Here is a 1,590-nt window from a genome sequence, read left to right on the forward strand (position 1 = left end):
AAAAAAAACCGTAGACAACAAACCTATAAGCTAAAAAGTGAAGTGGAGCGTTGCAGGAAGGGAGTCGGAGGGGGTCATAGTACCAATGAAACAAGGACAACACAACCTTGTGGAGGGAAGGACGTCGCAAGACAATACCCCACTTCGTTCACGGGAGAGAAGGAGGTAAGAGCGAGTGAATGCAGACAAATCTGCTAACTACACCAAAGTAAAAGCTCGAGAACTTCAACAAACCCTTTACCTTGCGGCTAAGGAAAATCCACAAAGAAGATTTCACGCCCTATACGACAAATTGTTTAGAAAAGACATTATGACCGAGGCATGGAAACGGGTCAAGGCAAACAAAGGCAGTGCGGGGATTGACAAAATGTCCATTGCGTACATCGTTAACGAATACGGAGAAGAACGTATCGTAGAAGAAGCGATAGAAGCGCTGCGTGAAGGGACGTACCGACCTTTACCTGCCCGCCGAAAAGAAATACCCAAAGGCGACGGTAAGGTGAGGATGCTAAGCATCCCTGCTGTTCGAGATCGCATGGTACAAATGGCGACGAAAATAGTAATCGAAGGCATATTCGAAGCAGATTTTAAAGACTGCTCATATGGGTTCCGCCCCAAGCGAAATATGCACCAAGCGCTAAATCGACTACGTAAAACAGTAAACTATGGAAAAATATACTGGGTAGTAGACGTAGACATAACTGGCTATTTTGACAATATCTCGCACGACAAATTAATGCAACTAGTGGAACAACGAATTAGTGATCGAAGAATACTCAAATTGATTCGACAATGGTTAAGAGTAGGTTATGAGGACGAAGGGAAAATATACAGCTCGGAGATTGGAAGCGGTCAAGGCAGCGTTATTTCGCCACTTTTGTCGAATATCTATTTAAACTACCTAGACACGATTTGGGAGAAACGATTCACAGAAATTGGAACACTAGTGAGGTTTGCCGATGATCTTGTGATTCTATGCTATTCGAAGAAACAAGCGCTAGAAGCCATTAATGTGTTGAAAGCGGTGTTCAAGAAACTCGAGCTTACGATGAATACGACCAAATCCAAATTGGTATATATTGGGACTGATAAGGAAGGCTTCGACTTTCTCGGACATCAACACCGAAAATTACCGCTTATTCGGAAGAGTGGAGCACGGAGTTATATCTTGCGCAGCTTCCCTTCCAAGAAAGCGATGAAGAAGATGAAAACCATGGTGAAGGAAGAAACATCGCCACGGAATCGACTAAGATGGAGTCTGAACGATATGATAAAAGTGCTAAACCCTAAAATACAAGGGTGGGCAAATTATTATAACAAAATCGATCCCAAATGCTCGAATCGTTTCCTAAGTAAAGTCGATTGGTACATCCGTAAGAGATTGATGATCTTTTGGAATAACAAACACAAAAAGAAAAAGAGTGGGCAGTTCGATTTTCAACAAATGCTCACTCGAATAGGGCTGAAAACAACAACTTCGTGGAAATTACCGTAATATCCAAGGTGAAGAACGTCGGAAAGCCGTGTGAGGGAAAACCTCACGCACGGTTTGATGAGGAGAGGCTGGTAAACCCAGCCTTTCACTCTACA

The 1,590-nt window shown here is 43.1% G+C and carries 1 protein-coding gene; it reads left to right on the forward strand.

Annotated elements, in window-relative coordinates; all coding sequences use genetic code 11:
* Positions 1 to 175: 175 nt before the first annotated feature.
* On the forward strand, positions 176 to 1,495 hold the full coding sequence (ltrA, locus tag AC58PV_RS35390; RefSeq protein ID WP_497437710.1) for a group II intron reverse transcriptase/maturase: 1,320 nt from the start codon (positions 176 to 178) through the stop codon (positions 1,493 to 1,495).
* The last annotated feature ends 95 nt before the right edge of the window (positions 1,496 to 1,590 follow it).

Source organism: Paenibacillus sp. J22FR83 (assembly GCF_059691955.1).